The 24909-nt window shown below is 72.4% G+C and carries 23 protein-coding genes; 14 read left to right on the top strand and 9 right to left on the bottom strand.

Features of this window, described 5'->3' with window-relative positions; translation table 11 throughout:
* Positions 1-35: 35 nt before the first annotated feature.
* Complete coding sequence (locus CTE05_RS17500) at positions 36-1040, bottom strand: LacI family DNA-binding transcriptional regulator (protein WP_146847583.1); 1005 nt, start codon at positions 1038-1040, stop codon at positions 36-38.
* 368 nt (positions 1041-1408) lie between these two features.
* Here CTE05_RS17500 and CTE05_RS17495 point away from each other — a divergent pair, with 368 nt between their 5' ends.
* From CTE05_RS17495 to CTE05_RS17485, 3 genes are all read left to right on the top strand, one after another.
* On the top strand, positions 1409-3079 hold the full coding sequence (locus tag CTE05_RS17495; protein ID WP_146847582.1) for an ABC transporter substrate-binding protein: 1671 nt from the start codon (positions 1409-1411) through the stop codon (positions 3077-3079).
* Positions 3080-3147: 68 nt separating this feature from the next.
* A complete protein-coding gene (locus CTE05_RS17490; protein WP_146847581.1) occupies positions 3148-4191 on the top strand; it encodes an ABC transporter permease in 1044 nt (347 codons plus the stop codon).
* Complete coding sequence (locus CTE05_RS17485) at positions 4185-5117, top strand: carbohydrate ABC transporter permease (protein WP_146847580.1); 933 nt, start codon at positions 4185-4187, stop codon at positions 5115-5117. Before CTE05_RS17490 ends, CTE05_RS17485 begins: the two co-directional genes overlap by 7 nt.
* A 3-nt stretch (positions 5118-5120) precedes the next feature.
* Here the strand turns inward: CTE05_RS17485 and CTE05_RS17480 are convergent, their stop codons facing one another.
* The gene (locus CTE05_RS17480; RefSeq protein WP_146847579.1) at positions 5121-6755 is read right to left on the bottom strand and encodes a GH39 family glycosyl hydrolase; all 1635 of its coding nucleotides are present in this window, start codon (positions 6753-6755) and stop codon (positions 5121-5123) included.
* Positions 6756-6889: 134 nt separating this feature from the next.
* Between CTE05_RS17480 and CTE05_RS17475 the strand changes: the two genes are divergently transcribed.
* Together CTE05_RS17475 and CTE05_RS17470 are read left to right on the top strand one after the other, a co-directional pair.
* Complete coding sequence (locus CTE05_RS17475; protein WP_146847578.1) at positions 6890-7945, top strand: LacI family DNA-binding transcriptional regulator; 1056 nt, start codon at positions 6890-6892, stop codon at positions 7943-7945.
* Positions 7946-8028: 83 nt separating this feature from the next.
* Positions 8029-8769: a glycoside hydrolase family 25 protein gene (locus CTE05_RS17470; protein WP_146847577.1), complete on the top strand. Its 741-nt coding sequence runs from the start codon at positions 8029-8031 to the stop codon at positions 8767-8769.
* Positions 8770-8843: 74 nt separating this feature from the next.
* On the opposite strand, the gene CTE05_RS17465 is transcribed toward CTE05_RS17470, so the two are convergent.
* Together CTE05_RS17465 and CTE05_RS17460 are read right to left on the bottom strand one after the other, a co-directional pair.
* Positions 8844-9044, bottom strand: coding sequence for a hypothetical protein (locus CTE05_RS17465; RefSeq protein WP_146847576.1), 201 nt, complete (start codon positions 9042-9044; stop codon positions 8844-8846).
* Positions 9045-9398: 354 nt separating this feature from the next.
* A complete protein-coding gene (locus CTE05_RS17460; RefSeq protein ID WP_146847575.1) occupies positions 9399-10484 on the bottom strand; it encodes a winged helix DNA-binding domain-containing protein in 1086 nt (361 codons plus the stop codon).
* A gap of 75 nt (positions 10485-10559) precedes the next feature.
* Here CTE05_RS17460 and CTE05_RS17455 point away from each other — a divergent pair, with 75 nt between their 5' ends.
* From CTE05_RS17455 to CTE05_RS17425, 7 genes are all read left to right on the top strand, one after another.
* On the top strand, positions 10560-10973 hold the full coding sequence (locus CTE05_RS17455) for a VOC family protein (protein ID WP_146847574.1): 414 nt from the start codon (positions 10560-10562) through the stop codon (positions 10971-10973).
* Between the two features lie 502 nt (positions 10974-11475).
* Positions 11476-12411: a cysteine synthase A gene (cysK, locus tag CTE05_RS17450; RefSeq protein WP_146847573.1), complete on the top strand. Its 936-nt coding sequence runs from the start codon at positions 11476-11478 to the stop codon at positions 12409-12411.
* 47 nt (positions 12412-12458) lie between these two features.
* A complete protein-coding gene (gene epsC, locus CTE05_RS17445; RefSeq protein ID WP_246123728.1) occupies positions 12459-13046 on the top strand; it encodes a serine O-acetyltransferase EpsC in 588 nt (195 codons plus the stop codon).
* Between the two features lie 44 nt (positions 13047-13090).
* A complete protein-coding gene (locus tag CTE05_RS17440; protein ID WP_146847572.1) occupies positions 13091-13441 on the top strand; it encodes a GntR family transcriptional regulator in 351 nt (116 codons plus the stop codon).
* Between the two features lie 104 nt (positions 13442-13545).
* Positions 13546-14589, top strand: a complete 1044-nt coding sequence (locus tag CTE05_RS17435; protein ID WP_146847571.1) for an LLM class F420-dependent oxidoreductase — start codon at positions 13546-13548, stop codon at positions 14587-14589.
* 8 nt (positions 14590-14597) lie between these two features.
* A complete protein-coding gene (locus CTE05_RS17430; RefSeq protein WP_146847570.1) occupies positions 14598-14930 on the top strand; it encodes an MGMT family protein in 333 nt (110 codons plus the stop codon).
* A gap of 104 nt (positions 14931-15034) precedes the next feature.
* Positions 15035-16948: an acyltransferase family protein gene (locus CTE05_RS17425; RefSeq protein WP_146847569.1), complete on the top strand. Its 1914-nt coding sequence runs from the start codon at positions 15035-15037 to the stop codon at positions 16946-16948.
* 2 nt (positions 16949-16950) lie between these two features.
* Here the strand turns inward: CTE05_RS17425 and CTE05_RS17420 are convergent, their stop codons facing one another.
* Positions 16951-18042, bottom strand: coding sequence for a PP2C family protein-serine/threonine phosphatase (locus CTE05_RS17420; protein ID WP_146847568.1), 1092 nt, complete (start codon positions 18040-18042; stop codon positions 16951-16953).
* Between the two features lie 94 nt (positions 18043-18136).
* On the opposite strand from CTE05_RS17420, the gene CTE05_RS17415 reads away from it, so the two are divergent.
* Positions 18137-19405, top strand: coding sequence for a GNAT family N-acetyltransferase (locus tag CTE05_RS17415; RefSeq protein ID WP_146847567.1), 1269 nt, complete (start codon positions 18137-18139; stop codon positions 19403-19405).
* Between the two features lie 4 nt (positions 19406-19409).
* Here CTE05_RS17415 and CTE05_RS17410 read toward each other — a convergent pair whose 3' ends face one another.
* Positions 19410-19859: a ribose-5-phosphate isomerase gene (locus tag CTE05_RS17410; RefSeq protein ID WP_146847566.1), complete on the bottom strand. Its 450-nt coding sequence runs from the start codon at positions 19857-19859 to the stop codon at positions 19410-19412.
* 114 nt (positions 19860-19973) lie between these two features.
* On the opposite strand from CTE05_RS17410, the gene CTE05_RS17405 reads away from it, so the two are divergent.
* Positions 19974-21962: a M13 family metallopeptidase gene (locus CTE05_RS17405; RefSeq protein ID WP_146847565.1), complete on the top strand. Its 1989-nt coding sequence runs from the start codon at positions 19974-19976 to the stop codon at positions 21960-21962.
* Between the two features lie 31 nt (positions 21963-21993).
* Here the strand turns inward: CTE05_RS17405 and CTE05_RS17400 are convergent, their stop codons facing one another.
* The 3 genes from CTE05_RS17400 to CTE05_RS17390 all read right to left on the bottom strand — a co-directional run bounded on the left by CTE05_RS17400 (position 21994) and on the right by CTE05_RS17390 (position 24861).
* Positions 21994-22521, bottom strand: a complete 528-nt coding sequence (locus CTE05_RS17400; RefSeq protein WP_146847564.1) for a DUF6636 domain-containing protein — start codon at positions 22519-22521, stop codon at positions 21994-21996.
* A gap of 110 nt (positions 22522-22631) precedes the next feature.
* Positions 22632-23252, bottom strand: a complete 621-nt coding sequence (locus CTE05_RS17395; protein ID WP_146847563.1) for a mycothiol-dependent nitroreductase Rv2466c family protein — start codon at positions 23250-23252, stop codon at positions 22632-22634.
* 64 nt (positions 23253-23316) lie between these two features.
* On the bottom strand, positions 23317-24861 hold the full coding sequence (locus tag CTE05_RS17390; protein ID WP_146847562.1) for a phytoene desaturase family protein: 1545 nt from the start codon (positions 24859-24861) through the stop codon (positions 23317-23319).
* Positions 24862-24909: the final 48 nt, after the last annotated feature.

The raw sequence follows: 24909 nt of genomic DNA, 5'->3' as shown, positions 1-24909 counted from the left end.
ACGGCAGCGTCGCCGGGCGACGAGGGTGTGCCTGGCTACCGACCCCCCCGGGTCGAGCCCCGCACCACGAGGCTGACCGGCGCGACGACGTGCTCCGCGGGGCCGTCCCCGCCCGCCATCCGGCGGTGCAGCAGGCCGACGGCGTGCTGGGCGACGCCCCGGTGGTTCGGGTCCACGGACGTGATCCCCGGGGGGACGAAGCTCGACACCTCGAGGTTGTCGAACCCCGCGAGCTGGACGTCGTCGGGCACGCGCAGCCCGCGAGAGGCCAGGGCCGCCACCGCGCCGAGCGCGATGACGTCCGTCGCGGCGAAGATGCCGTCGAACGGCAGCCCCGACGCGATGACGTCGAGGAGGGTGCTGCGGGCGGTCTCCGAGGAGTAGGTCGCGATCGGCACGACGTACCGGTCGTCGACGGGGAGGCCGGCGTCGCGGTGAGCGACCTCCCAGCCGACCCGGCGGTCCGAGGTCATCATGTGGGTCCGGTCGAGCGTGCAGCCCAGTGCCAGGATGCGGCGCGAGCCGCGCTCGATCATGTGCGCGGTCGCCAGCCGCGCCCCCTCCTCGTTCGCGAGCCGCACGTGGTCGAAGTGGTCGGGCACGTCGCGCTCCCCCAGGAGCACGATCGGCTTCGACGTCCGGACGCGGCTCAGCTGCTCGGGGTCGAGCCCGGCCACGGAGAGCAGGACACCGTCGTAGAGCTGGAGCCGGGCCACGCTGACGGCTTCCATCTCGTGCTGCGCGCTGGCGCTCGTCCGCTCCAGGACGAGATGGCGTCCGTGGGCCTCGACCAGGGGGGCGATCTGGTCCGCGACCTCGCCGAAGTAGTCGTGGAAGCTGGGCACGATGAGCGCGACCGTGTCGGTCCTCCCCGCCCGCAGGTGCCGGGCGGTCAGGTTCACCTCGTACCCGAGCGCCTCCACGGCGGCCAGGACGCGGGCGCGGGTCGGCGCACCCACGGGGAGTCGTTCGTTGAGCACGTTCGACACGGTCATGACCGAGACGCCCGCCTCACGCGCGACGTCAGACATCGTCACCATCGGCATCCTCCTGCGGGGATTGTGTCAGGCCCCAGACCCCGCGAGGCCCCGACCATCCTGACCGCCGCTGCGCGAGTTCGCAGACAATATCGTTAAAACGGGCTTCGCCGGAACCGTCCGGACGTCGTCGTCGGGACGGCGAGTCGCCGGCCGGGCGCCGGGGTGCGCCGTCGCCCTCCGGTCGGTCGGAACGCCCCGCGCACTGAGTCGGTCCCCCGTTCACGTCAGTCGCCGGAGGGTTGACTCTGCCGGCGGATACTCCTATTTTAACGCTAAAATCGCACTCGCGACCGGTGTGTCCCCCTCGCACACCTCAAGGCGGCATGGAGCTCGGGCGACAACGCCCGGGACGTTCTCAAAGGAGAGACATGAAGCTTGACCTGGCACCACGCCTGTCCCACCGCGGACGCAAGCGCGCGACGGCGCTCGTCGCGGCCACGGCCCTGATCGGTCTGGCTGCGTGCAGCTCCGGCAGCTCGGGCGACGACGACACGAGCGAGAACGACGCCGCCTCGATGAGCAGCTTCGCCGCGGACACGACCTTCAAGGCGACCGAGCCCGTGACCTTCTCGATGCTCTGGACCGACTGGCCGGAGACCCCGATCACGGACACGTGGGAGGTCTTCGACGAGATCGAGGAGCGCACCAACGTCTCCCTCGACCTGACGAACATCCCCTTCAGCGACGCCGTCGAGAAGCGCAGCCTCCTCATCAGCTCGGGTGACGCGCCCGACATCATCCCCCTCATCTACACGGGCGACGAGCAGCAGTTCGCGGCGTCCGGGGCGGTCCTCCCCCTGAGCGACTACGAGGAGCACATGCCCAACTTCCGCAAGTACGTCCAGGAGTGGGACCTGGGCGACATGGTCGACAACCTGCGCCAGGCCGACGGCAAGTACTACATGACGCCCGGCCTGCAGGAGGTCTCCGTCCCGACGTTCACGCTCCTCATCCGCAAGGACATCTTCGACGAGGTCGGCGCCCCGGTCCCCGAGACCTGGGACGACCTGCGCGAGGGCCTCGAGAAGATCAAGGCGAAGTACCCCGACAGCACCCCGCTGGCCGACGGCTTCGAGGGCGCGTCGATGCTCAACTACGCCGCGCACGCCTTCGGCACCGTCGCGGGCTGGGGCTTCGGCAACGGCACGTTCTACGACGAGGACAGCGGCGAGTTCATCTACGCCGGCGCCAGCGACGGCTACAAGGACATGGTCGAGTACTTCCACGGCCTGGTCGAGGACGGCCTGCTCGACACCGAGTCCTTCACCGCCGCGAACGACGGCAGCGGCACGGTCACCGAGAAGTTCGCCGCCGGGCAGGTCTTCGCCGCGTCCGGTGCGAACGGCACCGTCAACGACTTCTCCACCGCGCTCGACGCCACCGTCGGCAAGGGGAACTACGAGGTCGTGCAGATCGCCCCGCCGGGCGGCGAGGCCGGTCAGGTCGTCGAGCCGCGCAACTTCTGGAACGGCTTCATGCTCACGTCCGAGGCCAAGAACCACCCGAACTTCATCGCGATGCTGCAGTTCCTCGACTGGCTGTACTACAGCCCCGAGGCTCGCGACCTGCTGCGCTGGGGCGTCGAGGGCGAGACGTACACGAAGGCCGACGGGAAGTACACGCTGAAGCCGGAGTTCTCCCTGGACGCCTTCAACATCAACCCGGACGCGGAGACGGACATCCTCAAGGATCTCGGCTACTCCAACGACGTCCTGGCCGGCTCGACCGAGTCCCGGGCGCTCAAGGAGTCGTACAACGCGCCGCAGTACGTCGAGTACATCGACTCGGTCCTCTCCACGCGCACACCGCGCGACCCGTTCCCGCCCGCGCCCCTGGACGAGGCCGAGCTCGAGCAGGCCTCGCTCCTGGCGACACCGCTCAAGGACACCGTCGACACCAACACGCTGCGGTTCATCCTCGGCGAGCGCCCGCTCAGCGAGTGGGACGCCTACGTCGGTGAGCTGGAGTCGCAGAACCTGCAGGGCTACCTGGACCTGATCAACGGCGCCCACCAGCGCTACGCCGAGGACAACGGCTGACCGGTCCGAGCCCCACGTCCGGTGGGGCGGCCTCGCCGCCCCACCGGACGCCGTGGAAGGTGTGAGAGATGGACGTCCCGCACGATCGGGCACACCGTGTGCTCCTCGCCGACGACCCCGACGGGATCGTCACGACGCCGGTACCGGCACCGGACGACGTCGTCGACCCGGTGCGACGACCGCCACGTCCCCCACGCGGGACCTCGGCGAAGGTGCCCTGGCGCCTGGCTCTGCGGCGGGACGGCGCGCTGTACGCCATGGCGCTCCTGCCGCTGCTGTTCCTCCTGGTCTTCCGCTACCTGCCGATGGTCGGGAACGTCATCGCGTTCCGCCGGTTCCGGCCGGGCGGCAGCATCTTCGGCGAGGAGTGGGTCGGGCTGCGCTACGTGCGCATGTTCATCGAGGACCCGACGTTCTGGCACGTCTTCACCAACACGGTGGTCCTCGGCGCACTGACCCTCCTCGTCTGCTTCCCGCTGCCGATCGTCCTGGCGCTCCTGCTCAACGAGGTGCGCACCAAGTGGTTCAAGGGCGCCGTCCAGTCGATCTCGTACCTGCCGCACTTCCTGTCGATCGTGATCGTGGCCGGCATGGTCATGCAGCTGACGTCGCTGCAGGGCACCGTGAACCAGATCGTCGAGGGGTTCGGCGGTGAGGCGATCCCGTTCCTGCAGCGACCTGAGTGGTTCCGGGCGATCTACGTCGGCTCCGAGGCGTGGCAGACCGTCGGCTGGGGCACGATCCTCTACCTCGCCGCCCTCACGACGGTCGACAGCTCGCTCTACGAGGCGGCCCGCATCGACGGCGCCAACCGGTGGCGGCAGACGTGGCACGTGACCCTGCCGGGCATCCGGCCCACGATGATCACGCTGCTGATCCTCAACATCGGCCTGTTCCTCAACGTGGGCTTCGAGAAGGTCCTGCTTCTCTACACGCCCCTGACGTACTCGACCGCCGACGTCATCTCGACCTACCTGTACCGGGTGGGCCTCGTGTCCAACAACCTGAGCTACGCGGCAGCCATCGGGCTGTTCCAGGCCGTCATCGGTCTTGTCATGGTCCTGTCCGCGAACTTCATCTCGCGGCGAGTGGTGGGAGCAAGCCTGTGGTGAGCACGGACCTGACGCCCGTGGTCGACGAACGAGCGGGCGTGCCCGTCGGCCCGCGCGACTCGACGGGCTACCGCCTCTTCACCTGGCTCAACGCGAGCGTCCTGGTGCTCGTCACGCTGCTGATCCTCTATCCGTTCGTCACGCTGCTCGCGCAGTCGTTCTCCAGCTCCGGAGCGATCAAGGCCGGCCTGGTGAACGCCGTGCCCGTCGGCTTCAACCTCGAGACGTACCGCGTGGTCGCCGGCGACGACAGGTTCTGGACGAGCTACGGCAACACCGTGCTGTACACGGTGGTCGGCACGGCCATCGCGATGCTGCTCACGACGACCTTCGCCTACGCGATCTCGAAGCCGCACCTGCGCGGCCGCAACGCGCTGATCGGGATCGCCGTCTTCACCATGTTCTTCAACGGCGGGATCATCCCCAACTACGTCCTCATCTCCTCGCTCGGCATGAAGAACACCATGTGGGCCCTCGTCCTGCCCGGGGCGTTGTCGGTGTTCAACCTCCTGGTGATGAAGTCGTTCTTCGAGAACATCCCCCGCGAGCTCGAGGAGGCCGCCCAGATCGACGGCCTGGGGTGGTTCTCGATCTTCACCCGGATCGTGCTGCCGCTGTCCAAGGCCGTCGTCGCCACGATGATCCTGTTCTACTCGGTCGCCTACTGGAACGACTGGTTCACCGCGTTCCTCTACCTCGACGAGGACAACCTCTTCCCGCTGTCACTGTTCCTGCGCAACCTCATCGCGGGTGCGACGACGACCACGGCCGCGAGCGCGGCGGCTGCCGGGACCACGTCGGCCGCCATCTCGGCGAACATCCAGGCCGTCACGATGATCCTGGCGATCCTGCCGATCCTGTGCGTCTACCCGTTCGTGCAGCGCCACTTCGTGTCCGGCGTGATGCTCGGCTCGGTCAAGGGCTGACGCTCACCCACCCTGGACGAGCGACGCCACGGCCCACGGGCGCAGGTCCACCCGGAGCTCGAGGACGCCGGTGTCCGGGACCACGAGGGTCTCGCGGTGCAGCGCGTCGGCGACGTCGCGCAGCCGGTCGGTCTGCTGCGGCGTGAGGTTCAGCGGCTCCCCGAGCTGGTGCCACGCCTCGGCGACGTTGCCGTGGTCCCAGTCGAGGACCTCGAGGGTGAGCCGCGTCCCCGGCGCCAGCCCCTCGACGGTGTGCTGGACGGTCCGGGTGGGCCCCACGTCCTTCAGCCGACGCGTCGCCTCGTAGGTGGTCTCCGAGCCGATCGCCCTCGTCCCCATGTCGTCCGGGTAGTTGAGGAACACCGCAGCGAGCGCACCGTCGCGGCTGCGGCGGGTGAGCACCCCGTGCGGCGTGGAGAGCAGGAGCCGGTCGCCCAGCCGCGCCAGCATCGCCATCGCGTGGAACGTCGGCTTGTGGATGCCCTGCTCGTTGACCAGGCCGAAGCCGCCGTGGAAGGGGCCGATGCCGGCCCCGCCCTCCTCGAAGACGTCGGTGAAGGTCCAGTAGGAGATCGAGTCCGCCAGGGCGGCGCCCTTCAGGAACGCCCGCGTGATGTACGCGGCAGCGAAGAGCGTGTCGTGCATCCTGTCCCGGCTCGACGGCGAGCTGGACCACTCGGAGATGTGCAGCTCCGCGTCGGGGAACGGGCTGGCGTCGATGATCGCGCGCATCGCGACCAGGTCGTCGTGGGTCGCGTCGACGTGACGCTGGATCGGCCGGCCCTGTCCCCCGGCGTCGAACGCGAAGTCCGTCGGGTACAGGTGCGTCGACAGGAAGTCGACCGGGACGTCGCGCGTCGCGCACCAGTCGATGAACTCGTGGATCCACACGGGCTGCCAGTCGAGCGCGTCCGGGTCGGCCGCCTCCGCGGTGGCGACCTCGGCCGACCGGTCCTGCGTCTCCCCCGCGTACCGGGCGTCGGGGACGAACACGCTCGTCGACGGGCCCCCGACCTGGAGCCCGGGGTCGATGCCCTTGACCGCCCGGGCGGTCGCCTCGTACAGCTCGAAGTACTGCGTCCGGGTCCCGGTCCAGAAGTGCGGGACGAGGTTCGGCTCGTTCCACACCTCGAAGCGCCACTCGCGGACCTCCTCGAGGCCGTACCGCTCGATCCAGTGGCGCACCGTCGTCGTGACCAGCTCCACCCAGCGCGCCATGTCCCGCGGCGGGCTGCCGTGCGCCTTCCACCAGAAGACGGTCTCCGTCTGCGTGGCCAGCTCACGCGGCATGAAGCCGAGCTCCACGAAGGGGCGGGCTCCCGCGGCGAGGACGGCGTCGAACACCTTGTCGACGTAGGAGAACGTGTAGACGTGCTCGGCCAGCGGCTGGTTCGGTCCGAAGCCGCCGCCGTCACTGACCCGGTACACGAACATGTCGTCGTGGAAGACGCCGTGGAAGCGCACGAACCGCGCCCCCAGCACGTCGACCGCCTCACGGAAGTGGGCCTGCCAGTCGGCGCGCAACGCCTCGTTCGCCCGCCCAGCGCCCACGCACTCGTTCCAGACGTGCCGCAGGTCTGACTCGGTCGGCGCCCGCCCGTCGACCCGGAGGGTGGTCGGCCCGGCGGCAGAAGACATGAGGGGCTCCGCTCAATCTCGAAATGTTTCGACCATCGCTGGTCGGCTGGACTAGGCTAACGGCCTGATCGGGCGGATAACAGCCCGTGAGACCCTTCCGCGCGAGCGAAAGAGTTTCGAGAGGAGCGGCTCCCATGACCGAGCGTCGCAAGCCCACGCTGGCCGACGTCGCGCGGGTCGCGGGAGTCTCCCCGGCCACTGCCTCCAAGGCGCTGAACGGTCGCTCCGACGTCGCGGCGACCACGCGTGGACGAGTCCTGGCCGCCGTCGAGGAGCTCGGGTACCGGACCGGCACGTCGCCGGTCCGGGGCACGTCGCGCCGCGCGCTCGCGGTGGTCTTCGACCTCCCCGCGTCGCCCTACATCCTCAACGTGCTGCAGGGCGTGCTCGCGTCGGCCACCGACGCGCACCTGGACCTGCTCACCCGCCTCGCCCCCGCCCGCGCGACCCGCACGCAGCGCGCCACCGCCCAGGCCTGGGTCGCCGACCAGCGGTCCGCCGGAGCGGTCGGGATCGTGGGCCTGACCTTGTCCGAGCCCGACGCGCTGCTGGCCGCCGCCGCGGACGCGGGGCTGCCGTTCGTCATGGTCGACCCCGTCGACGCCCGGCACCGGCCGATGACGAGCGTCCGGTCGAGCAACTGGGCGGGCGCGCGCGCCGCGACGGACCACCTGATCGCGCTCGGCCACCGACGCATCGCCTGGGTCGGCGGCCCGGACGCGTCGGCCCCCGCCCGGGACCGCTTCTACGGGTACCGCGCGGCGCTGGAGTCGGCCGGGATCGAGCTGGACCCGCGGCTGGTCCGGAGCGACCGGTTCGACGTCGACGCGGGCGTCCGGCACGCCCGCGACCTGCTCACCCAGGCCCTGCCACCGACCGCGATCATGGCGGCCGACGACGAGATCGCCGTCGGTGTGCTCGCCGCAGCCCACGAGCTCGGCGTGCAGGTCCCGAGCCGGCTCAGCGTCATGGGCTTCGACGACACGCCGCAGGCCGCCTGGACCACGCCCGCCCTGACCACGGTCCGCCAGGACCTGGACGGGATGGGGCGGCTGGCCGTCCAGACGGTCCTCGCCCTGTCCTCCGGGGAGCACCCGCCGTCGCGGCACATCGAGCTGGCGACGTCCCTGACGGTGCGGGACACCACCGGACCGGCTCCTCGTCACGGAGCGACGACACCGGCCGCCTGAGCGACCGGCACGGTGCCGGGTCGTCCGACCGCCCGCTTGGACGCGGACGACACCGGAGCCCGTCGGTCCGCCAGACTGCCCGGGTGCACCCTCGCAGCAAGGCGGTCGTCGCGGTCGCCGCGGCGACCGTCGTCGTGGCGCTCGTCGCCGTGCTCGTCGTGCGCGGGGTGCTCTGGCCCAACCGCCTGGCGGCGGCGCGGTACGAGGTGCGCGGCGTCGACGTGTCCTCCTACCAGGGCGCGGTCGACTGGCCGCGGCTCGCGGCACAGGACGTCGACTTCGCGTACGTCAAGGCGACCGAGGGCTCCGGCTTCGTGGACGACACGTTCGAGACGAACCTGCGGGGCGCCCAGGAGGCCGGCGTGCTCGTCGGCGCCTACCACTTCTTCAGCTTCGAGAGCCCGGGCCGCGCGCAGGCGGAGCACGTCATCGCCACCGTGCCGGCGCAGGACGGGCTGCTCCCGGTCGCCGTCGACGTCGAGCACTACGGCGAGTTCTTCGACGACCCGCCCGACCCGGAGACGATCCGTGCCGAGCTCCGCGTCCTCGTCGCGACGCTGCGCGAGCACTACGGCGTCGACCCCGTGATCTACGCGACGCAGGCCGCGTACAGCCGCTACGTCGCCGGGGACTTCCGCGACTCGCCCCTCTGGATCCGGGCGGTGTACCTGCCGCCGCGCGTCTCCGACGGCCGGGAGTGGACCTTCTGGCAGTACTCCCACCGGGACCGTCTCGACGGCTACGACGGCGAGGAGTCCTTCATCGACATGAACGTGTTCCGGGGCGACCTGGCCGACCTGCGCCTCCTCCGACCGGGCGGTTGACCCGCGGGTCACCCGAGGGTCCACGGCGCCTCCGTGGGCGACGGCTGACCGGTTGCCGCTCGCCCCGCACGGCGTCAGTACCTGGTCTGCCCGACCTCGGTGTCGAAGATGTGCCGGCAGCCGGGGCACTCGCCGCGGTCCGGTCCGTCGTCCTCGGGGAACCGGGTCGTGGGGGTGACGAACCGGCCGCAGACGCTCATGCCGTCGCGGAAGAAGTGCTGCCGGCGGTCGTTCCTGGTGAGTCGGAGCCAGCCCTCGGCGTGCATGGTGCGCATGTGCACGAGTCTTGTCCGACCCCTCCGGCGTCGGCAGGGCCGAAAGGCCCGAGGCGGACGACAACGGCCCCGGTGCTGCGCCGCGACTCTCGTCGCGGGCTGCACCGGGGCCGCATGTCCGTCAGCACCTGTTGGCCTTCGCCCACCGCGCCCGCTTGTCCTTGTTGCGCGCGGCTTGAACCGCCCCCAGCGCCATTGGGGGCTGTCGAAGATCAGCCACCCGGACCATGACCGTCTGCCGCTCTCGTAGCGGCGCGTTTCATGTCCGGGCCGATCCTTCGTGATGGGATGCTGACACCATCACGCAGACCGGGAGATCCAAAGTTGAACTATACACGGGATCTGGTCATCCGTCTAGCTCGAGCCTGACTCGAGCCTGACCGGCATCCCCGCGAAGCGTCCGAGCCGGTCGAAGGCGGCCCGCGCCGCGGCACGCTGCGCAGCGTCCAGGGGCACCGCGAGGTGCGGCTCCGCGACGATCCCGTCGCGCTCGACCACCCGTCGCCACCAGCCCACCACCTGGCTGTCGAGCACGAGCGGCTGGATCACCTGGTTGGTGGTGGCCGGCGCGACGGTCAGGTCCGCGATGTTCGCCGCCGTCCGGCCCTCGGTGTAGGCGACGCCGTACTCGTCGTACCCCTGCAGGACGTGGACCGTGGGCGACGGGTCCCGCTCCGGAGCGTCCGCCGGGGCGAACCAGTAGGTGAGCCCGTCCACGTCGGCGGACGTCAGGTCCTCCCCCACGATCGCGAGGCCGCGCCGGATCTGCGTGAGCGTCAGGCTCGACCACCAGCGGAAGTCCTTCACGGTCGCCGGCCCGTGGCTGACGAAGTACCGGCGGGTCAGCTCGGCCAGGGCCTCGTCCGGGTCGGGCGTCGGCGCAGCCGGGACCCGCTCGTCGACGAGCGCGTAGGTCCGCTGCTTGCCCCGCAGGACGCCGCTGACCACCACCGCAGCCAGCTCCGCCGCCATCACGAGATAGGCCAGCCGGATGCCGCTCGCCTCGATCCCCGCCCGCGCGAGCGCGTCCTGCAGCTCGGGGCGCGTGAGGTGCCGGCCACCCTGGAGCGCCTCGCCCATCGCGGCGGTCGCGCGGTCGACGAGGTCGTCGTCGATCCCGGACCGTCGCTCGTAGTAGCGGCTCGTCTGCCGCACCCGCGGTCCGGTGAGCGCCAGCATCCAGCGGAGGTCCTCGGGCGCCACGAAGTGCCACGTCGGGCGCAGGACGTGCGTGCGCAGGATCGCCCCGGCGTCGAGGGCCGCCTGGACCGCGGCGTCGTCGGCACCCGCGCTGCGCTGCCCGAGCGACCACTTCGCCATCGCGTACTCCTGCGCCTGCGACGCGCCGAGGTGGCGCACGACGGCCGCCGGGTCCGGCAGCGGCGGGCCGGACAGGCGGTGGTTGTGGAGCCGACGGTGCGCGACCTCGAGGCGGTCCATAGCGCTCGATCCTGTTGCGGGCAGGCGGCCGGTGACAAGGTTGTCGCATCGGATCCCCGTCGAAGGAGAGCAGCCGTGGCGACGCACCTGAACCCGTACCTGAGCTTCCGTGACGACGCCCGCCAGGCCATGGAGTTCTACCGCTCCGTGTTCGGCGGCGAGCTGACCATGAGCACGTTCGCGGAGTTCCACGTGAGCGACGACCCCGCGGAGGCGGACAAGCTCATGCACGCGAACCTCTCGACGCCCGGTGGCCTGATCCTCATGGGCGCGGACACCCCCAACACGCAGGAGCGCGCGGAGACGAGCAACATCTCGGTCTCGCTCAGCGGGGAGGACGAGGCGGAGCTCCGGCGGTACTGGGACGGGCTCTCCGCCGGCGGCACGGTCACGGTCCCCTTCGCGAAGGCGCCGTGGGGTGACACGTTCGGCATGGTCACCGACAAGTTCGGCGTGGACTGGATGGTGAACGTCGTCGCACCGCGGTGATGACGCCGGGTGCCGCAGGTCGACGTCGGCCGGCGTGCCTGGCGGGAGGACCTGGACCCGCGGACCGCCGTGGTGCGCGGGCGCCCGGGCGTGGCTGGACGCGGGCGGGCTCGGCGGAGCGTCCGCCTGGTGGGGATGCTTTGCGCGCGCGTACGCGTTGACGCTAGCGTCGTGGCCGGTCGTGTCCCGCACGACGTCTGACCTACCCGGTCCCGGAGGACGAAGCGATGCGCGTGCAGCCTGCCGCCCCCGCCGTCCTGCGCCGCGCCTGCGTGGCGCCGCTCTGTTGTCGCTGTCTGTAGAGCGCTGGCTGCTCCTTCGCGCGAGGACCCCTGAACCAGGGGCCGTCTCCTGCGCCAGCGCTCGCCCCGCCCCGGACGGGCAGCACCCCGGCTGATCCCTCCTCGTCCCGGCGCACCTGCTCCGCCGGAGCCCCAGAACGCATCGCTAGTCAGTCCCCCACCAGCTGTCGGCCGGCCGGCAGCTCGACCGAAGAGGAACCATGGCACGCATCTACGACGACGCCACCGCGCTCATCGGCAACACCCCGCTCGTGCGCATCAACAAGATCACCGACGGCGCCCCCGCCACCGTCGTCGCGAAGCTGGAGTTCTACAACCCGGCCAACTCCGTCAAGGACCGGATCGGCGTCGCGATCATCAACGCCGCGGAGGCGTCCGGCGAGCTCAAGCCCGGCGGCACGATCGTCGAGGCCACCAGCGGCAACACGGGCATCGCGCTCGCGTTCGTCGGTGCGGCCCGCGGCTACAACGTCGTCCTGACGATGCCGGAGACCATGTCCAAGGAGCGCAAGCTCCTGCTGCGCGCCTTCGGCGCCGAGCTCATCCTCACGCCGGGCTCCGAGGGCATGCGCGGCGCGGTCAACCGTGCCGACGAGATCGTCGCCGAGCGCCCGGGTGCCATCCTGGCCCGCCAGTTCGCCAACGAGGCCAACCCGGAGATCCACCGGACGACGACCGCCGAGGAGATCTGGGCGGACACCGACGGCGAGATCGACATCCTCGTCGCGGGCATCGGCACCGGCGGCACCATCACCGGCGTCGGCCAGGTGCTCAAGTCCCGCAAGCCCGGCGTGAAGATCGTCGGCGTCGAGCCGGCGGAGTCGCCGATCCTCAACGGTGGCGCTCCCGGCCCGCACAAGATCCAGGGCATCGGCGCCAACTTCGTGCCCGAGATCCTCGACACGACGGTCTACGACGAGATCATCGACGTGGACGCCGAGACGGCCGTGAAGGTCGCCCGCCGCGCCGCCGCCGAGGAGGGCCTGCTGGTCGGCATCTCGTCCGGCGCCGCCCTGCACGCCGCGACGCAGCTGGCGCAGCGCCCCGAGAACGCCGGCAAGCTGATCGTCGCCATCGTGCCGTCGTTCGGTGAGCGCTACCTGTCGACCGTGCTGTACGCGGACCTCGTCGACTGATCGCGGACGCGCTCGCACGACCACCCCACCGACAGGACGAAGGCATCGTGTCCGACCACCACCTGCACTTCTTCGCCATCCTGAGGGAAGACCTCGAGGCGGCCCGGCACCGCGACCCCGCGGCGCGGTCGCTCGCCGAGGTCGCCCTCGGGTACCCGGGGGTGCACGCGGTGTGGGTGTACCGGCTGGCGCACCGGATGTGGCACCAGCCCGGCCTGCGGCTGCCCGCGCGGCTGATCTCCCAGCTCGCGCGGGCAGTCACCGGCATCGAGATCCACCCCGGCGCCCGGCTGGGGCACCGGCTGTTCATCGACCACGGCATGGGCGTCGTCATCGGCGAGACCGCCGAGGTCGGGGACGACGTGGTCCTGTTCCACGGCTCGACGCTCGGCGGCAAGTCGATGCGTCACGGCAAGCGGCACCCGACGCTCGGCGACCACGTGGTCGTCGGGGCAGGCGCCAAGGTCCTCGGCCCCGTGTGGGTCGGGGAGGGCGCGCAGATCGGCGCGAACGCCGTCGTCATCCACGACGTCCCGCCCGGGGCGATCGCCGTCGGGGTTCCCGCGACGATCCGCCTGCGGTCGGCGGCGGCACCGTTCGACGTCGAGATCGACGACCCGGCGATCTTCATCTGAGACGTCGGCTGTTCTAGTTGTCATCAAACAACTAGGATCACCCCGTGCTCTTCCGTGTGGACCCCGCCTCCCCGGACCCGCTGTTCACTCAGCTGGCCGGGCAGGTGCGTGCCGCCGTCGCGCGCGGTGAGCTGGCCGACGGCGAACGGCTGCCCGGCGCCCGGGAGCTCGCCTCCTCCCTCGACATCAACCTGCACACCGTCCTGCGTGCCTACCAGGAGCTGCGCGACGAAGGCGTGATCGAGCTCCGCCGCGGGCGCGGCGCCGTGGTCACCGCCCCGGCGCAGGACAACGCGGAGCTGCACGCCGCCGTGGAGACGTTGGTGCGCGTCGCGCGATCGCTCGGCGTCGCGCCGCAGACCACCACCGCGCTGGTCAAGGAGGCCCTCCGATGACGCCGCCCGTCCCGCGCCTGCTCGGCCGACCGACACGCGATACCCGGGGTAGCAGGTAGCCTGGCGCGGGCGTCGACGACGACGCCGGACCAGGAGGACGGACGATGCGGCTGGGCTACCACACGGGCTACTGGTCGGCGGGTCCCCCGCCCGGCGCGCAGGAGGCGGTCCTCGGCGCCGAACAGCTCGGGTTCGACTCGGTGTGGACGGCCGAGGCGTACGGCTCCGACGCCCTGACCCCGCTCGCCTGGTGGGGGGCGCGCACCTCGACCATCCGGCTCGGCACGGCGATCGCGCAGATCTCCGCCCGGACCCCGACGGCCGCGGCGATGGCCGCCCTCACGCTCGACCACCTGTCCGGGGGCCGGTTCGTCCTCGGCCTCGGCGCCTCGGGCCCGCAGGTGGTGGAGGGCTGGTACGGCCAGCCCTACCCCAAGCCGCTCGCGCGGACCCGCGAGTACGTCTCGATCGTCCGCCAGGTGCTCGCCCGCGAGGCGCCCGTCACGTTCGACGGCCAGTTCTACCGGCTGCCCCTGCCTGCCGACGAGGGTTCCGGCCTGGGCAAGGCGCTGCGCTCGACCGTGCACCCGCTGCGGTCCGACCTGCCGATCCACCTCGCCGCCGAGGGCCCCCGGAACATCGCGATGTCGGCGGAGATCGCCGACGGCTGGCTGCCGCTGTTCTACTCGCCGCGCATGGACGGGGAGTACCGGACCCTCCTCGCCGAGGGCTTCGCCAGGCGCGCACCCGAGCGCAGCGCCGTCGAGGACTTCGAGGTCGTCGCGACCGTCCCGGTCGTGCTCGCCGCCGACGTCGAGTCCGCCGCCGACAGCGTCCGCCCGTTCATCGCGCTCTACGCGGGCGGCATGGGCGCCAAGGGCGCCAACTTCCACCGGGACGTGCTCGACCGGCTCGGGTACGCCGAGGCGTGCGACGAGATCCAGGCGCACTACCTCGCCGGCGACCGCGCCCGCGCGACCGCGGCCGTCCCGCTGGAGCTCGTCCAGGACATCGCCCTGGTCGGCACCGTCGAGGACGTCCGGGCACAGCTCCCGGCGTGGGAGGGCACCGCCGTCACGACGATGCTGGTCCAGGCCGACCCCCGCACTCTCCCGGCGATCGCGGACGCCCTGCGGGCGCCGGCCTGACCACCGGCATGGACGACGACTACGCGGAGGCGGTGCTCGACCTGGTCGCCGCCATCCCCGCCGGCCGCGCGATGACCTACGGGACCGTCGCGGAGGTCGTCGGGGACCTGCTGGAGGCCCGCGACGGCGTCCGGCGCGGCGGACCGCGCCAGGTCGGGCAGGTCATGAGCCACGCCGGCTCGGGGGTGCCGTGGTGGCGCGTCGTCAACGCCGCGGGCCGGCCGCCCGCACGCCACACCACGCGCGCGCTGGCCCTGCTCGCCGACGAGGGAACCCCGCTCACCGCCGACGGCACGCGCGTCGCGCTGCGCCGCGCCATCTGGTTCCCCGACGAGGACTGACCGCCCCGCGTGTCCCCCGCCGGATCGCCCGTCGACCCGACCTACCCTGGCCGCACGGGAGCGCCCACACGCACCCCGCGCACGTGCACCGACCCAGGAGATCCATGACCGTCACCGCCCAGCGCCCCGCGCTCGCGGAGCAGCGGTCGCCCCGACCGGCTCCTGCGGCCCGCATGCCGTACCTGGGCGGGCTCGACGGGATCCGCGCGATCGCCGTCGCCGGGGTCGTGGTCTACCACCTGGGCGCGCCGTGGATGCGCGGCGGGTTCCTGGGGGTCGACGTCTTCTTCGTCCTGTCCGGCTACCTCATCACCACGCTCGTGCTCGACGAGGTCGAACGCACGGGCACCTTCGCGTTCCGCCGCTTCTACGCCCGGCGCGCGCGGCGCCTGCTGCCGGCGCTCGGCCTGCTCCTGGTCGCGATGGCGGGCGTCGCCGTCGCGATGCCGAGCGAGGCGGCAGAGCTGCGCGGGGACATCGCCGCCGCCGTGGCGTACGCGTCGAACTGGTGGCAGGTCTTCGCGGACCGCTCGTACTTCGAGATGGTCAGCCGACCACCCCTGCTCCAGCACCTGTGGTCGCTGGCCATCGAGGAGCAGTTCTACCTCGTGTTCCCGCTGGTCGTCGTCCTGGCGCTGCGGGCCGGACGGGCGCGGGTCGGGCAGGTCGCCGGGATCCTCGCGCTGCTGTCCACCGTCGCGATGGCGGTCCTGGCCGTCCGGTCCTCGTCCCCCGTCCCGAACGACCCGAGCCGCGTGTACTTCGGCACCGACACCCACTCCATGGGGCTGCTCGTCGGCGCAGCGATGGCCGCCGCCTGGACGCCGTGGCGCACCTGGGACCGGGCGGGCTCGTGGGTGCGCGAGCGCGGCCGGGCCGTCCGCCGCTTCGAGGCGGGCGTCACGGACGTGCTCGGCGTCCTCGCGCTGCTCGGGGTCGTCGCGGCGTTCGTCTGGGTGGACGAGTTCAGCGACGCGCTCTACCGCGGCGGCTTCCTGGCGTTCTCGCTGCTGGCGGCGGTGCTCGTCGGGTCCGTCGCGGACCCCGCCGGGCTGCTCGGCCGAGCGCTCGGCCGGCAGCCGTGGCGATGGCTGGGGACACGGTCCTACGGCATCTACCTGTGGCACTGGCCGGTCTTCATGCTCAGCCGCCCCGGGGTGGACCTGGACCTGTCCCCGTGGCTCGCGACGATCCTGCGCCTGGCAGCCGTGCTGGGCCTCGCCGAGCTGTCGTACCGGTTCGTCGAGCTCCCCGTGCGGCGGGGCGCGGTGGGCCGGGCGGTCGCACGCGTGCGCCGGCCGCACGAGGACCGGGCCCGCACCCTGCTGCGGGTCGTCGCTGCGGCGATCGGTCTCGCGGTCGTCGGCGGGGTCGCCACCGCGGCGCTCGCGCAGGTGCCCCGGGTGGGGTCGGAGGCCACGTCCTGGCAGCCGGAGCCGGTGCCCGCCGTGACCTCGCAACGGGCGACCACGCCACCCACCCCCACCGCCACGCGGACGCCGACCCCGACACCCACGCCGACGCCGGTCGAGACGCCCCCGCCGCCCCCACCCGAGGAGGTCGGTGCCATCTCCAGCATCGGGGACTCGGTCATGCTCGGGGCCGCCGCCGACCTGGCCGCGCGCGGGGTCGTCGTCGACGCCGTGGAGTCACGTCAGTTCGGCGCCATGCTCGAGATCGTCCGCGGTGGTGTCGCGGCGGGGACCCTCGGGCACACCGTGATCGTGCACGGCGGGACCAACGGTCCGATCGACGAGGCCAGCCTGCGGGAGCTGCTCGAGCTCACCCGGGACCGGCGCGTCTACCTCGTCAACGTCCACGTCCCGCGCACCTGGGCGGCCTACAACAACGAGCTGCTCGCCCGGGTCACCCCCGAGTACCCGCACGCGCACCTGCTCGACTGGAGCACGCTCGGCTCCGCCAACCGTCCGTGGTTCTACGCCGACGACATCCACCTCAAGGCCGGCGGCGGGCGCGAGGGCTACGCCGACTGGCTGGTCGCCTCGGTCCAGCCCTGACGTCAGTCGCGGTGGACGAGCACGACCGCGCGGTCGTCGTCGTCGCCCGCCTTCACCCCCGCCAGGACCGCCGCCGCCGAGCCACGACCGGGCGACAGGACGCGGTCCGCCACCCCCATGAACCGGTCGATGCCCTGGTCGAGGTCTCCCCCGCGCAGCTCGACCAGCCCGTCCGTGTAGAGCACCAGGACGTCGCCGTGCTCCAGTCGTCCCGCGCGCGACTCGCACCGGAGGTCGTCGACCACCCCGAGCGCGGGGCTGCCGACCGTGTCGATGAGCTCGAGCCGCCCGGAGCCGGCGTGCAGCTGGACGGCCGGCGGGTGCCCGGCCGACGACACCCAGAAGCCGCCGGTGCGCAGGTCGAGGGCCACGTGGATCGCCGTCGCGAAACCCTCGTCCCACGCCTGCGCGAGCAGGTACCGGTTGGCGGCCTGGAGGAACTCGTCGCGGGGCATGGCCCCGAGCAGGCCGCCGAACGCGCCGGACAGCTGCAGCGACCGCACCCCGGCGTCGAGCCCCTTGCCGGACACGTCGACGAGGACGATCTCGAGGGCGTCGTCGTCGGCCCGCGTGCCCGCCACCATGAAGTCCCCGGAGAAGCCGTCGGCGTGCGCCGAGCGGATCTCGCTGTCCACGCGCCAGCCGGCGGGCAACGGGGGCACGCGACCGTGCGCAGCCAGCCGGTCCCGCAGGTCGACGAGCATGAGGTCGCCGGGCGCGCCCTGCAGTCCGAGCCGCTCCCGCTCGCGCGCGAACGCGACGATCGCCACCACCGAGACCGTGATCACCACGAGGATGCCGGGGATCAGCGACGCGACACCCCACCACCACAGGCCCCACGTGCACGCCAGGACGACCAGGCCCAGCAGCACGAGGTTGCGCAGCCGCAGCAGGAACACCGCCACCAGCTCGACCAGCAGGAAGGTCGACGGCGGGACCCACTCGGGCTGCTGCGCGATGCCCAACGTCAGCAGCCCCACGCACAGCACGAGGGCCGCCGTGAGCGTCACCTGCGACCGGCCGCTCCAGCGGCGCAGGACGAGGGTCGCCCGAGTCAGCAGGCCCTGCGCCGGCACCCATCGCACTGCCCTCATCCGGCGAGCGTATCCGCAGGTCACCGGCACCAGATACTGCCCGCTCCACCTAATGGAGATGCCGTCGGGGCGTGCCATGCCGGACGATGGCGGCATGAGCCCCCTTCCCGACGGATACCGCCTCGTCGACGTGCCCGAGAGCCGCAAGGACGAGTTCATCGCGGTCGACCACCTGGCGTTCGCCTTCGACACGAACGCCGAGACCGACGCCCTCGTCCCGATCACCTTCGAGTGGGACCGGACGCAGGCCGTCGAGGATCCCGACGGTGGGCTGGCGGCGGTGCACGCCTCGTACGCGCACACGATGCCCGTGCCGGGCGGCACGGTCGCCTGCTCGGGTCTCACCTGGGTGGGGACCCGCCCGGACCAGCGCCGCCGCGGTCTGCTGACGGCGATGATCGACTCGCACTTCGCCCGGTCGCTCGCCCGGGGCGAGCCGATCTCGGCCCTGTTCGCCGCCGAGCACGCGATCTACGGGCGGTACGGCTACGGCTCGGCGTGCGACGACGTGCGGGTCAAGCTCTCCCGCGGAGCCGCCTTGCGTGACGTCGCAGGATCCGACGCGCTGACGGTGCGGCTGGCGACCGCCGACCCCGCCCGGGACAGCGCGCTGGTCGACGCCGTCCACCGCGCGGCGGGTGCCGGCCGGCCGGGCTGGACCACCCGGGACAGCGACGCGTGGCGCACCCGGGTGCTCGTCGACCCGCCGGCGTGGCGGGAGGGCGCCGAGCCCCTGCGGATCGTGACGGTGCACGACGCTGCGGGCGACGTCCGCGCGTACGCGCTGTTCCGGCGCAAGGACAACTGGGCGGAGGGCGGCCCGGCCGGCACCGTCAAGATCCGCGAGGCCGTCGCCGTCGACGCCGCCGCGACCCACCGCCTGTGGTCGTTCCTGCTGGACCTCGACCTCATGGCCACCGTCGAGAGCCCGATGCTGCCCGTCGACGACGTCCTCCTGCACCTGCTCGTCGACCAGCGTGGGGTCGTGCCCAAGCTCACGGACAACCTGTGGGTCCGGCTGCTGGACGTCCCGGTCGCCCTGGCCGGTCGCGGGTACAGCGCGCCGGTCGACGTCGTCCTCGACGTCACCGACACCCGCCTGCCCGCGAACGCGGGCCGCTGGCGTCTGACCACCGGCGTCCAGCAGGACGACGGCACCTACCCGGCCGAGGTCGCCGCGACGCAGGACGACGCCGACCTCACGCTCGACGTCCGTGAGCTCGGCGCCGCGTACCTGGGCGGCCGGTCGCTCGCGGCGCTGGCGCGCGCAGGGCTCGTGACGGAGCAGACGCCCGGGGCGCTCAGGTCCGCGGCCGTCGCGTTCCTGTCCCCCGTCGCCCCCGTCTGCACCTACATCTGGTGAACGGCTAGCGAGCAGCCTCGTAGTCCGCGAGGAGGTCGATCCGGCGCTGGTGGCGCGGGTCGTGGCTGAACGGCTCGGCCACGAACGCGTCCACCAGCTCCAGGGCCTCGTCGACCGAGTGCTGGCGGGCGCCGATCGCGACGACGTTCGCGTCGTTGTGCTGCCGGCCCAGCCGGGCGGTCGCGAGGTTCCAGGCCAGGGCGGCGCGCACCCCGGTGACCTTGTTGGCGGCGATCTGCTCGCCGTTGCCCGACCCGCCGATGACGACACCGAGCGACCCCGGCTCGGCGACGACAGCCTCCCCCGCCGCGAAGCAGAACGGCGGGTAGTCGTCGAGCGCGTCGTACGTGCCGGCACCGTGGTCGACGACGTCGTGGCCGGCGGCGCGCAGGTGCTCGACGAGAGCGACCTTCAGCTCGTAGCCGGCGTGGTCGGAGGCGACGTGGATGCGCATGGGCCCATCCTGCCGCACCACCACCAGGGCACCGCGTCGGCAGTCCGGCAGGCGGTCGTCCGCCCTCGGCATAAGCGTCGGCGGATCACGCGCGCCCGTCCGTAGGCTGTCCGCATGACGCGCAGTGGCATCGACCTGACCGCACTCGACCCCGACGTCCGCCCTCAGGACGACCTGTTCGCCCACGTGAACGGACGCTGGCTCGCGTCGCACGTGATCCCCGCCGACCGGGCGATGGACGGAGCGTTCCGCGCCCTGCACGACCGCGCGGAGGAGCAGGTCCGCGACATCATCACCGACGCGGGTGAGTCCGCGGCGGCCGGGACGTCGACGGACCCCGTGGAGGCCAAGGTCGGCGCCGTCTACGCGTCGTTCATGGACACCGACGCCGTCGCGGCAGCCGGCACCGCTCCGCTGCGCACCGACCTCGCGCTCGTCGAGGCGGCGACGACGCAGGCCGAGCTCACCGGGGCGCTGGGGGCGCTGCAGCGCACCGGCGCGGGCGGCGCCGTGCAGTTCTACGTCGACAACGACTCCAAGGAGCCCACCCGGTACGCGGTGCACCTCGTGCAGAGCGGCCTGGGCCTGCCGGACGAGGCCTACTACCGCGACGAGCAGTACGCGCCCGTGCTCGCCGCGTACCGTCCGCACGTCGCCCGCATGCTGCGGCTCGGCGGGGTGGCCGCGGACGAGGCACAGGCCGACGAGCTCGCCGGCCGCGTCCTGGCGCTCGAGACCCGGCTCGCCGCCGGGCACTGGGACGTCGTCAAGGACCGCGACGCCGACCTGACCTACAACGCCCTGACCCTCACCGAGCTCGTCGAGCGGGCACCCGGGTTCGACTGGCACTCCTGGGTGCTCGCGCTCGGCGCCCCGGCCGGGACGTTCGACCACCTCATCGTGCGCGAGCCGTCGTTCGCCGAGGCGTTCGCGGCCCTGTGGGCGAGCGAGCCGCTCGAGGACTGGAAGGCCTGGCTCAGCTACCACGTCGTCTCCGACCGGGCGCCGTACCTGAACGACGAGCTGGTCGAGGCGAACTTCGACTTCTACGGCCGGACGCTCACGGGTGCGCAGGAGCTGCGCGACCGGTGGAAGCGGGGCGTCTCACTGGTGCAGGGCGTGCTCGGCGAGGCCGTCGGCAAGGTCTACGTCGACCGGCACTTCCCGCCCGCGCACAAGGAGCGGATGGAAGGCCTCGTCGCCAACCTCGTCGCCGCGTACCGCGAGTCCATCTCGCAGCTGGACTGGATGGGCGAGGAGACGCGCGCGAAGGCCCTCGCGAAGCTCGAGGCGTTCACCCCGAAGATCGGCTACCCCGCCCGCTGGCGCGACTACTCCTCGCTCGTGGTCGCCGCCGACGACCTGCTGGGCAACGTGCGTCGCGCGTACGCCTTCGAGCAGGACCGCGAGCTGGGCAAGATCGGCAAGCCGATCGACCGCGACGAGTGGTTCATGACTCCGCAGACGGTCAACGCCTACTACAACCCGGGCATGAACGAGATCGTGTTCCCCGCCGCGATCCTGCAGCCGCCGTTCTTCGACGCCGACGCCGACGACGCCGTCAACTACGGCGGGATCGGTGCCGTGATCGGTCACGAGATCGGCCACGGGTTCGACGACCAGGGCTCCAAGTACGACGGCGACGGCCGCCTCGAGGACTGGTGGACGGCCGACGACCGCGCGGAGTTCGAGACGCGCACCAAGGCCCTCATCGACCAGTACTCGCAGTTCTCCCCCGTCCAGCTGGGCGGGTCGCACCACGTGAACGGCGAGCTCACCGTCGGCGAGAACATCGGCGACCTCGGCGGGCTGTCCATCGCGTTCACCGCCTACCGGATCGCGCTCGGCACCTCGCTCGAGGACGCCCCCGTGATCGACGGCCTGACGGGTGCGCAGCGGGTGCTGCTCGGCTGGGCGCAGGTGTGGCAGGCGAAGGGTCGCGACGAGGAGATCATCCGTCGGATCGCCACGGACCCGCACTCCCCGAACGAGTTCCGCTGTAACGGCGTGGTCCGCAACGTCGACGAGTTCTACGCGGCCTACGACGTGCAACCGGGCGACGCCCTGTACCTCGCCCCCGAGGAGCGCGTCCGCATCTGGTGACGACCGGCGCCCCTGGTCCGGGCGTCCGGCGTCAGGCCGGGAGCTCGGACCAGGAGGCGCGCGCGAGCCGGAACCCCGTGCCGGACGCGTCCGTGCACTGCACGCCGTCGGTCGCGCTGCGGCACGTGTACTCGCCGACGCTGGTGGTCAGGCCGTACTCCAGCACGGGGACGTCCTCGCCGGCGACCGCGGGCGGCGGTCCGCTGACGCAGTCGAACGCGACACCGTCCGCGTTGAGCACGATCACGTGGCCGGTCTTCTCCGTGCACCCCGCCACGACCGGCGGGGCGTAGGTGAAGCTGGCGATCGTGCACGTCGCGCCGTCGACGGACATCGTGCACGCGATGTTCCCGCTGGGCAGCGCGAACGCGACCGGCTCGGTGGACGTGGACGACGAGCTCGGCGTCGGGGTGCTCGACGCGGTCGTCCCGGTGGCCGCGTCGTCGGAGCCCCCACCGCTGCCACCGCGGCTCGCGAAGACGATCGCGAGGACGAGCAGGAGCACCACCAGCACCACGTCGACGATGACGAAGAGCCGGATGTTGCGCGCCGAGGTCATGCTGCTCCGTTCCTCCCCGTGGGGGTCGCGGCCCCGCCTGGTCTCGGGCGGAGTCGGCGACCAGGATCACACGGGAGGAACCGGACGAGCCAATCCTCCTGGTCGGGCGCTCAGAACGACGGTCCCGCCGTCCGCGAGCGCTTGAGCTCGTAGAAGCCGGGCACGCTGGTCACCAGGGCGAGCCCGTCGAACAGGCGGCCGGCGGCGTCGCCGGTCGGAGCGGGCGTCATGACGGGGCCGAAGAACCCGACGCCGTCGATGGCGACGACCGGCGTGCCGACGTCGTCGCCGACGAGCGCGATGCCCTCGCCGTGAGACTCCCGCAGGAGCGCGTCGACCTCGTCGGAGCCGGCGACGTCGGCGAGCTCCGCCGGGAGGCCGACCTCGGCGAGCGACTCCGCGATGATCGCGGCGGTGTCCGTGCGCCCGCCGGGGTGGCGGCGCGTGCCCATCGCGTCGTACAGCGGCTTGATGACCTGGTCCCCGTGGTCCCGGGCGGCGGCGACGATGACGCGCACCGGGCCCCAGCTGTCGTCCATGAGGTCGCGGTACCGCTGCGGGAGGTCGTCCTTCTTCTCGTTCAGCACGGACAGGCTCATGACGTGCCAGCGGACGTCCACGTCGCGGATCGCGGAGACCTCGTCCATCCAGCGGGACGTCATCCACGCCCACGGACAGGCCGGGTCGAACCAGAAGTCGACGACGGGGCGGGCGGTGGGCGTGCTCGTCACAGAGTCCTCCAGAGATGTCGGTGCCTCGCGCAACCGATGCCGCCCGCGACCCTATTCCCGCCGGTCACCCCTCGGACAGGACGGCCATCGCGGCTGCGCGGCCGGGGATGCCGCTCACCCCTCCGCCGCGACGAGCGCCCGCACCTGCGATCAGCACGCGTGCATCCTCCGTCTCGACACCCCAGGTGCCCACCTCGTCGTCACGCTCCGCCCACGGCCACGCGAGGTCGCGGTGGAAGATGTGGCCGCCGGGCAGCCCGACGTCCGCCTCCAGGTCGACCGGGCTGCGCACCTCCAGGCAGGGGGCTCCGGTCGCGTCGCGGGCCAGGCAGTCCTCGAGCGGTTCGGCGAGGACGCTGTCGATCGACCGGAGCGTCGCCGCCAGCGCCCGTTCACGGGCGCCGTCCGGGTCCGCGGCGAAGAGACGGGCGGGCATGTGGAGGCCGAACGCCGTCAGGGTGTGGTGGCCGCTGCTGCGCAGGTCGGCGCCGAGGATCGAGCCGTCCGTGAGCGAGTGGCAGTACGTCTCGACGGGCGGCACGTCCGGGATCCGGCTCTCGGCGGCCTGCTGGTAGGCGGTCTCGAGCTCGGTCGCGGACTCGTGCACGTGGAACGTGCCGGCGAACGCGACGCTCGGGTCGATCCCCGAGCGCAGCCGCGGCAGGCGCGTGAGCAGCATGTTGAGCTTGAGCTGCGCCCCCTCGGGCCCGGGACCGGCAGGGCGGCCGAGCAGCCGGTCCAGGACGGCCGGCGCGCACGCGGCGAGCACGTGCCGCGCGCCGACCCGGTGACCCGTGCCGTCGGCGTCGGTCCACGCCACCTCGGCGGGCGTGGTCGAGCTGCCGGGGTCGATCGCGGTCACGTCGGCCGACGTGACCAGCTCGGCACCCCCCGCGCGCGCCGCCGCCTCCAGGGCACCGGCGACCGCGCCCATGCCCCCGACGGGAACGTCCCAGTCCCCCGTACCGTCGCCGATCACGTGGTAGAGGAAGCAGCGGTTGGCGCGGCCGTCGCCGTCGTGCGGACGTGCGAAGGTGCCGATGAGCGCATCCGTGAGCACGACCCCGCGGACCAGGTCGGAGGCAAAGGTCGCGTCGACGACCTCGCCGACCGGCCGCTCGACCAGGTCGCGCCAGTCGTCCGCGCCGAGCAGCCGCCGGGCCTCGGAGCGTGACAGCAGCGGCTCGGTCATCGTCGGCCAGAGGCGTGCCGCGAGCGCGCCGGTTCGAGCGCCGAACGCCCGCCAGGCGGCGAGGTCGCCCTCGGCGCCGACGTCGGCGAACGACGCGGCGGTGGCGGCCTCGTCGGCCGTGTCGACGAGCAGCCCGCCGTCGCCGGACGGCGTGTAGGACGAGATGCGCCGGCGGCGGAGCTCGACCCGGAGCCCGAGCTCGTCGCGGACCTGCCGGGGCATCAGCGAGACGAGGTAGGAGTACCGGGAGACGTTCGCGTCGACGCCCGGGAACGCCCGTGCCGACCGCGTCGCGCCGCCCAGGTGGTCCGCGCGCTCGAGGAGCAGGACGGTCCGTCCGGCGCGGGCCAGGTAGGCCGCCGCGGTCAGGCCGTTGTGGCCTCCGCCGACGACGACGGCGTCGTAGGTCGTGTCCACAGGTCGACCTTAGGCCGCGCGCCGTGCGTGCGATGATCGACCCGGCCA

This window comes from Cellulomonas terrae (assembly GCF_007990265.1).
Taxonomy (GTDB): domain Bacteria; phylum Actinomycetota; class Actinomycetes; order Actinomycetales; family Cellulomonadaceae; genus Cellulomonas; species Cellulomonas terrae.
Note: the sequence above shows the minus strand (reverse complement) of the source record. Positions and strands in the feature narration are given on the sequence as shown.

What these genes read in the sequence shown, in the direction of transcription:
- CTE05_RS17410 (WP_146847566.1), bottom strand. Translation starts at nt 19,859, where the DNA reads ATGCGCATCCACGTCGCCTCCGACCACGCCGGCTACGAGCTGAAGGTC.
- CTE05_RS17490 (WP_146847581.1), top strand. Translation starts at nt 3,148, where the DNA reads ATGGACGTCCCGCACGATCGGGCACACCGTGTGCTCCTCGCCGACGAC.
- CTE05_RS17425 (WP_146847569.1), top strand. Translation starts at nt 15,035, where the DNA reads ATGACCGTCACCGCCCAGCGCCCCGCGCTCGCGGAGCAGCGGTCGCCC.
- CTE05_RS17400 (WP_146847564.1), bottom strand. Translation starts at nt 22,521, where the DNA reads ATGACCTCGGCGCGCAACATCCGGCTCTTCGTCATCGTCGACGTGGTG.
- CTE05_RS17465 (WP_146847576.1), bottom strand. Translation starts at nt 9,044, where the DNA reads ATGCGCACCATGCACGCCGAGGGCTGGCTCCGACTCACCAGGAACGAC.
- CTE05_RS17405 (WP_146847565.1), top strand. Translation starts at nt 19,974, where the DNA reads ATGACGCGCAGTGGCATCGACCTGACCGCACTCGACCCCGACGTCCGC.
- CTE05_RS17475 (WP_146847578.1), top strand. Translation starts at nt 6,890, where the DNA reads ATGACCGAGCGTCGCAAGCCCACGCTGGCCGACGTCGCGCGGGTCGCG.
- CTE05_RS17500 (WP_146847583.1), bottom strand. Translation starts at nt 1,040, where the DNA reads ATGGTGACGATGTCTGACGTCGCGCGTGAGGCGGGCGTCTCGGTCATG.
- cysK (WP_146847573.1), top strand. Translation starts at nt 11,476, where the DNA reads ATGGCACGCATCTACGACGACGCCACCGCGCTCATCGGCAACACCCCG.
- CTE05_RS17415 (WP_146847567.1), top strand. Translation starts at nt 18,137, where the DNA reads ATGAGCCCCCTTCCCGACGGATACCGCCTCGTCGACGTGCCCGAGAGC.
- CTE05_RS17435 (WP_146847571.1), top strand. Translation starts at nt 13,546, where the DNA reads ATGCGGCTGGGCTACCACACGGGCTACTGGTCGGCGGGTCCCCCGCCC.
- CTE05_RS17495 (WP_146847582.1), top strand. Translation starts at nt 1,409, where the DNA reads ATGAAGCTTGACCTGGCACCACGCCTGTCCCACCGCGGACGCAAGCGC.
- CTE05_RS17480 (WP_146847579.1), bottom strand. Translation starts at nt 6,755, where the DNA reads ATGTCTTCTGCCGCCGGGCCGACCACCCTCCGGGTCGACGGGCGGGCG.
- CTE05_RS17460 (WP_146847575.1), bottom strand. Translation starts at nt 10,484, where the DNA reads ATGGACCGCCTCGAGGTCGCGCACCGTCGGCTCCACAACCACCGCCTG.
- CTE05_RS17420 (WP_146847568.1), bottom strand. Translation starts at nt 18,042, where the DNA reads ATGAGGGCAGTGCGATGGGTGCCGGCGCAGGGCCTGCTGACTCGGGCG.
- CTE05_RS17430 (WP_146847570.1), top strand. Translation starts at nt 14,598, where the DNA reads ATGGACGACGACTACGCGGAGGCGGTGCTCGACCTGGTCGCCGCCATC.